Raw genomic sequence first — 6771 nt, forward strand, 5'->3', positions numbered from 1 at the left:
GTCACACCCCCCTGACATTCGCCGTGAGAGGGGTTAGCGTTCCAACATGACACCCGCCCGGGTCCGTGGTTGCGCCGAGCCCCTCCAGGCCCGGCAAGCCGATGCCAGCCGCAGGCGAAACGGCCCACGTAAGGCGACTTTTTGTCGACCGATCACGGTGCGGCTTAGAGGTAAGTCCTGCCTCGCCGGGGGATCAGATGTCCTCCGGACCGAGAGAAGGGGAGTAGTGGCGAGAGCGCCGCGAGACCCTCAGCAGGCGGATGTGGGGACGAAGACCAGGTCGGCCGGGCGGGTGTTGTCCCCATGGGGTCCGGCGACCGATGACCGGATCCGAGGTGTATACCGAGCCCGGTGTTCCCGTCGCTGACAGGTCAGTGAGCGGGAGGAGGGGGGTCCCCCGTGGAAATCATCGTCAAGGGTCGCCACACGGATGTGAGCGACCGGTTCCGTCGACATGTGGACACCAAGATCTCCAAGGTCGAGAAGCTCGACCCGAAGGTCATGCGGATCGACGTGGAGGTCTCCCAGGAGCGCAATCCTCGCCAGTCGGACCGCCGTGAGCGCGTCGAGCTCACCATCCACTCACGCGGTCCCGTGATCAGGGCCGAGGCCGCCGCGGACGATCGTTTCGCGGCGCTCGACATGGCCATCGGCAAGCTCGAGTCGCGGCTCCGCCGCGTGAGCGACCGGCGCAAGCCGCACGGCGGCCACGGGCGCGACCGCCTCGCGATGGCGCTCGCGCCGGACACCGTCGGCGCGGCCGCCACCGCGGATACCGAGGTCGACGACACCCCGAGCGCGTGGCGCGAGGTCGCCGACCGGCCGGAGGCCGAGCAGGGCATCGTGCCGATCCCGATGGAGGGCGACGGCCCCCTCGTGGTGCGCGAGAAGTCCCACAAGGCCCAGCCCATGACGATCGACCAGGCTCTGTTCGAGATGGAGCTGGTCGGCCACGACTTCTTCCTCTTCCGGGACAAGGACTCCGGCGACGCCAGTGTGGTCTACCGGCGTTGCGGCTGGGACTACGGTGTGATCCGGCTCCTCGAAGAGTGACCCGGCGCTTGCGCCGCGCCATCGCCTCGACCACTCTGGTCTCGGAAGCGTCCCGCGGTGGGACGCCCAAGACTCCCCGAGCTTGATCTCAGCCCCGCGACACGCCCAGGATTTGATGATCATGGGCAGGCGCACCGTTTGGAGGATGAGTTGAGCGAGACCCCCGAGACTCGCGGCGTGGTCGGCGGTGATCCCATCCGCGTGATGATCGTCGACGACCACGCCCTGTTCCGCCGTGGTCTGGAGATGGTGCTCGAGGATGAGGACGGCGTCGAGGTCGTCGGGCAGTGCGGTGACGGCCAGGAGGCCACCGAGCAGGTGGGCGATCTGTTGCCGGACGTCGTGCTCATGGACATCCGCATGCCGCGTCGCGGCGGGATCGAGGCGTGTACCGCCATCAAGGACCAGGTGCCGAGCGCCAAGATCGTCATGCTGACCATCAGCGACGAGGAGGAGGACCTCTTCGAGGCGATCAAGGCCGGAGCCACCGGCTACCTGCTGAAGGACGTCTCGATCGACGAGGTCGCCGACGTCGTACGTGCCGTGCACGACGGCCAGTCCTTCATCAGCCCCTCGATGGCGTCCAAGCTGATCACCGAGTTCGCCGCGCTGGCCAAGCGCGGCGAGGAGCGGCAGCAGCAGGTCCCCGCGCCGAAGCTCACCGAGCGTGAGATGGAGGTCCTCCGTCTCGTCGCTCGGGGGCTCGGCAACCGGGAGATCGCCAAGGAGCTGTTCATCTCCGAGAACACCGTGAAGAACCACATCCGCAACATCCTCGAGAAGCTGCAGCTGCACTCGCGGATGGAGGCGGTGGTCTACGCGGTGCGCGAGAAGCTCCTGGAGATCAGCTGAGCCCTCTCTCCTGCAGCGCCGTGTTCAGCAGCGCGGCGAGCTCGGGAGGGTCGAGGCGCTCCACCCGCACGGTGTCGCACCCGACCCAGGCGGCGGCCTCGCGCAGCGCGTCGGCCAGCTGAGCGACGGCGTGCGCCGCTCGGGTGGGCGTGCTCACGGCCGCGGGCTCGAGCGACGCCTTACGCACCACGAGTGCGCCGCCCTCGCGCGCCGGGTCGGCGCGGCCGATGAGCCGCCCGCCGGCGAGGAGCGGCATGGTGAAGTAGCCGTGCACGCGTTTGTCGCGGGGGACGTAGGCCTCGAGCCGGTGGTCGAAGCCGAACACCCGCTGGGTGCGCTTGCGGTCCCAGACGAGCGAGTCGAACGGCGACAGCAGCGTGGTGCGGTGCCGTCCGCGCGGTGCCGGGGCGGCCAGAACCTCCGGGTGCGCCCAGGCGGCGCCCTTCCCCGCGCCGTTGCCATTGGCCCAGCCCGCGACGGTCACCGGGATCAGCCCGGCGGCCTCGACCACGGCGTCCACGTCCTCACCCCGGACGCGGACGTAGTCGGCCAGGTCGGCTCTGGTCGCGACGCCCAGCGCCCGCGCGGCGCGCCGTACGAGCGTGGTGACGCACTCGGTGTCGTCGAGATCGCGGGCCCGCAGCTCGGCCGGGATGGCCCGCTCGGGCAGGTCGTACACGCGCCGCCAGCCCACCCGCCGGGTGCAGACGACATCGCCGGTGGCCAGCAGGAACTCCGCGGCGATCTTCTGGTCGGTGCGGTCGAACCACTCGCCGCCCTTCTTGGCGCCGCCCAGGCCGGTGACGGTGAGCGGGCCCTCGGCGCGCAGCCGGGCCAGGACGTCCGCGCAGGCATCCTCCGGCGTGTGATGCCAGTGCCGGCCCCGTTGCCGGTAGGCGCGTCGGCGGAAGGAGTAGAGCGGCCAGTCCTCGACCGGGAGCACGCAGGCGGCGTGCGACCAGTACTCGAACGCGGCCGTCCCGCCCCAGTAGGCGTGCTCGACGCTCGCGCGCCCGACCGGCCCGAGCCGGGCGTACGCGACGAGCTCGTGGGAGCGGGCGAGCACGGAGATCGTGTCGAGCTGGACCGCGCCGAGATGGCGGAGCGCGGCGAGCGCGCGGCGCGCGTCCGGATCGCCGCGCAGCCCGTGGACCGGTGCGGGCGCGACACGCCCGAGAAGGCCCTGGGAGTGCAGCTGGATCCGGCGCGCCTCGTCGGCGGTCAGCTCGTGGGTCGGCATGGCCCGATCGTAGGTACCGACACCGACAAAACCGCTATGCGGGTTGAGAGCCCGCGCGAAATCGGGCGTCGCGAGGCGCCGCCAAGGCGCCGCGCGGCCGGTGGTGCGGTCCGCGCGGGCTCTGGGCGCCTGCTCAGCCGTGCGGCCGCGTGGTGGCGGGGTCCGTGGCGGTCGCGGGACCCTTGGCGGTCGCGGGACCCTTGGCGGCCTCGACGGCCCGCGCGTGCAGCTCGGCCGGGTGGGCCTCCTCGGACATGACGCGCGGAGCGTCGATGATCACGTCGTCGAAGATGCGGACGATCAGCCCGATGACACCGCCGACCGCGACGATGCCGACACCGGTCCAGAAGAGCCACCACGACGGTCCGGTGACCATCGCGACGCCCCCGACACCGAAGCCGATCCACATCACGACGACCGCGACCCACGAGCTCAGGCGGCCTCCGTGAGAATTGCCGGCCATGTGTTTTCCTCCCAGGGGCGTCCGCGTTCGTCGCCGAACGCGCTCCTACGTTGTACGTTGTACTGCGGTTCCTCGCTCCGTACACGATAAACCCGGGGCGCGCGTCCCGTGTGGCCGAGTCCCGTGATATCGACGTCGTCCCGCTGTACGGTTGGACTCGCCTACGATGACACCGTACGGGTCGTGTATGCAGCGTCGGACATGACCCCCGGCGATTCCACGAATGGTTCGAGGAGCTTCCGAGAGTGCCAGTAGTCATCGACAAGATCCTTCGCGCGGGCGAGGGCAAAGTTCTGCGCAAGCTCAAGCGGATCGCCGACCAGGTCAACTCCATCGAGGAAGACTTCGTCGACATGAGCGACGCGGACCTGCGCGCGCTCACCGAGACGTACAAGGAGCGCCTGGCCGACGGCGAGTCGCTTGACGATCTGCTTCCCGAGGCGTTCGCGACCGCGCGCGAGGCCGCCAAGCGCACGCTGGGCCAGCGCCACTTCGATGTGCAGGTCATGGGCGGCGCCGCGCTCCACATGGGCAACATCGCCGAGATGCGCACCGGTGAGGGCAAGACGCTGACGTGTGTGCTGCCCGCCTACCTCAACGCGTTGAGCGGCGAGGGCGTCCACGTCGTCACGGTCAACGACTACCTGGCCAAGCGCGACGCCGAGTGGATGGGTCGCGTGCACCAGTTCCTCGGCCTCGAGGTCGGAGTGATCCTGGCCGACATGACGCCTGAAGAGCGCCGCAAGGCGTACGAAGCCGACATCACGTACGGCACGAACAACGAGTTCGGCTTCGACTACCTGCGCGACAACATGGCGTGGAGCCTGGACGAGTGCGTCCAGCGTGGCCACAACTTCGCGATCGTTGACGAGGTCGACTCGATCCTCATCGACGAGGCGCGGACCCCGCTGATCATCTCCGGCCCCGCCGAGCAGAACTCCAAGTGGTACGTGGAGTTCGCCAAGATCGTGCCGCGGCTGAAGCGCGCCACCGACGGCCCGGAGGGCGAGGACGGCGACTACCAGGTCGACGAGAAGAAGCGCACGGTCGGCATCCTGGAGTCCGGTGTCGAGAAGGTCGAGGACTGGCTCGGCATCGACAACCTGTACGACTCGGTCAACACGCCGCTGGTCAGCTTCCTGAACAACGCGCTGAAGGCCAAGGAGCTGTACAAGAAGGACAAGGACTACATCGTCAACGCGGGCGAGGTCCTGATCGTCGACGAGTTCACCGGGCGCATCCTGCAGGGGCGGCGTTACAACGAGGGCATGCACCAGGCCATCGAGGCCAAAGAGAGCGTGACGATCAAGGACGAGAACCAGACGCTCGCCACGATCACCCTCCAGAACTTCTTCCGGCTGTACGGCAAGCTCGGCGGCATGACCGGTACCGCGCAGACCGAGGCGGCCGAGTTCAACAAGATCTACAAGCTGGGCGTCATCCCGATCCCGACGAACAAGCCGATGGTCCGCCGCGACGTCTCCGACGTCGTCTACAAGACGGAGCAGGCCAAGTTCGAGGCCGTCGTCGAGGACATCAAGGATCGGCACGAGAAGGGCCAGCCGGTCCTGGTCGGCACCACCTCGGTGGACAAGTCCGAGAAGTTGTCGCGGATGCTCAAGCGGCGCGGCGTCCCGCACGAGGTGCTGAACGCCAAGTACCACGAGAAGGAAGCGATGATCATCGCCGAGGCGGGCCGCAAGGGTGCCGTCACGGTCGCGACGAACATGGCCGGTCGAGGCACCGACATCACGCTCGGCGGCAACCCCGACCACATCGCCGACAAGGAGCTGCACGCCCGCGGCCTGTCCCCGCTCGACACTCCGGAGGAGTACGAGAAGGCCTGGCCGGAGGCGATCGAGCGGGCCAAGGAGGCGGTCAAGGAGGAGCACGAAGACGTCAAGGAGTTCGGCGGCCTCTACGTCCTCGCGACCGAGCGGCACGAGTCGCGGCGCATCGACAACCAGCTGCGCGGCCGGTCCGGCCGGCAGGGCGACCCGGGTGAGTCCCGCTTCTACCTGTCGCTCGAGGACGACCTGATGCGGCTGTTCAACTCCGCCCGGGTCGAGGCGATCATGACCCGGCTGAACATCCCGGACGACGTGCCGATCGAGTCGAAGATCGTGTCCAACGCCATCCGGTCGGCCCAGCACCAGGTCGAGCAGCAGAACTTCGAGATCCGCAAGAACGTCCTGAAGTACGACGAGGTGCTCAACCGGCAGCGCAAGGTGATCTACGCCGAGCGCCGACAGGTCCTCGAGGGCGCCGACCTGCACGAGCAGATCGAGCGCATGATCGACGAGGTCGTGGCAGGATACGTCACCGCGGCCACCGCCGAGGGCTTCCCCGAGGAATGGGACCTCGACAAGCTGTGGAAGGCGTTCAAGCAGCTCTACCCGATCTCGATCAGCGCCGACGACCTGATCGAGGAGGCCGGCGGGCAGGCCGGGCTGACGGCCGAGCTGCTCTCCGAGAAGATCACCGAGGACGCCCAGGCGTCGTACGAGCGGCGCGAGGAGGAGCTCGGCGGGGAGGTGCTCCGCGAGCTGGAGCGCCGCGTCGTCCTGTCCGTCCTCGACCGTAAGTGGCGCGAGCACCTCTACGAGATGGACTACCTCCAGGAGGGCATCGGCCTGCGGGCGATGGCGCAGCGCGACCCGCTGGTCGAGTACCAGCGCGAGGGCTACGACATGTTCACCTCGATGCTCGAGGGCATCAAGGAGGAGTCGGTCGGCTATCTCTTCAACCTCGAGGTCGAGGTCGCCGAGGAGGACCGGACTCCGGCGGTCGCCGGGGTCGGCGAGGCGCCGGTCGCGCTGTCCGCGACCGCCGACGAGGCGCCCGAGATCGTCGCCAAGGGCCTGGAGGACTCCGCCCGGCCGCAGACGCTCAGCTACACCGCGCCGACCGTCGACGGTGAGGGCGGTGTCGAGACGCACACCGAGAAGACCGAGGACGCGTTCGCCGACGTGTCGCGCAACGACCCGTGCCCCTGCGGTTCGGGCAAGAAGTACAAGCGCTGCCACGGCGACCCGAAGAACAACTAAGAGCTCGCGCGGAATGGGCGTCGGATCAGGGAGCGGCGCGAGCCCGGCGGCCCATTCCGCGCGAGCGCTGAGCGTGTGCTGAACGGCGGGGGGGGCCCGGCCGCCGGTCCGGGGCG

Annotated in this window: 5 protein-coding genes; 3 read left to right on the forward strand and 2 right to left on the reverse strand. The window is 69.0% G+C overall.

Annotation, left to right across the window (positions count from 1 at the left end; genetic code table 11):
* Positions 1-399 precede the first annotated feature (399 nt).
* Positions 400-1053, forward strand: a complete 654-nt coding sequence (gene hpf, locus NE236_RS07775; RefSeq protein WP_252841125.1) for a ribosome hibernation-promoting factor, HPF/YfiA family — start codon at positions 400-402, stop codon at positions 1051-1053.
* Positions 1054-1203: 150 nt separating this feature from the next.
* Entirely contained in the window at positions 1204-1905 is a 702-nt protein-coding gene (locus NE236_RS07780) for a response regulator (RefSeq protein WP_443612853.1), read from the forward strand.
* On the opposite strand, the gene NE236_RS07785 is transcribed toward NE236_RS07780, so the two are convergent.
* Both NE236_RS07785 and NE236_RS07790 read right to left on the reverse strand, forming a co-directional pair.
* Entirely contained in the window at positions 1898-3145 is a 1248-nt protein-coding gene (locus NE236_RS07785; RefSeq protein ID WP_252841126.1) for a winged helix-turn-helix domain-containing protein, read from the reverse strand. The genes NE236_RS07780 and NE236_RS07785 overlap by 8 nt on opposite strands.
* A gap of 133 nt (positions 3146-3278) precedes the next feature.
* Positions 3279-3608 carry an HGxxPAAW family protein gene (locus NE236_RS07790; RefSeq protein ID WP_252841127.1) on the reverse strand — a complete coding sequence of 110 codons (330 nt, stop codon included), beginning with the start codon at positions 3606-3608 and terminating at the stop codon, positions 3279-3281.
* Between the two features lie 245 nt (positions 3609-3853).
* Between NE236_RS07790 and secA the strand changes: the two genes are divergently transcribed.
* Positions 3854-6655, forward strand: a complete 2802-nt coding sequence (gene secA, locus NE236_RS07795) for a preprotein translocase subunit SecA (protein ID WP_252841128.1) — start codon at positions 3854-3856, stop codon at positions 6653-6655.
* The last annotated feature ends 116 nt before the right edge of the window (positions 6656-6771 follow it).

This window comes from Actinoallomurus purpureus (assembly GCF_024055795.1).
Classification (GTDB): Bacteria; Actinomycetota; Actinomycetes; order Streptosporangiales; family Streptosporangiaceae; genus Actinoallomurus; species Actinoallomurus purpureus.

Coding starts and splice junctions, on each gene's coding strand:
- NE236_RS07785 (WP_252841126.1), bottom strand. CDS start 3,145: ATGCCGACCCACGAGCTGACCGCCGACGAGGCGCGCCGGATCCAGCTG.
- NE236_RS07790 (WP_252841127.1), bottom strand. CDS start 3,608: ATGGCCGGCAATTCTCACGGAGGCCGCCTGAGCTCGTGGGTCGCGGTC.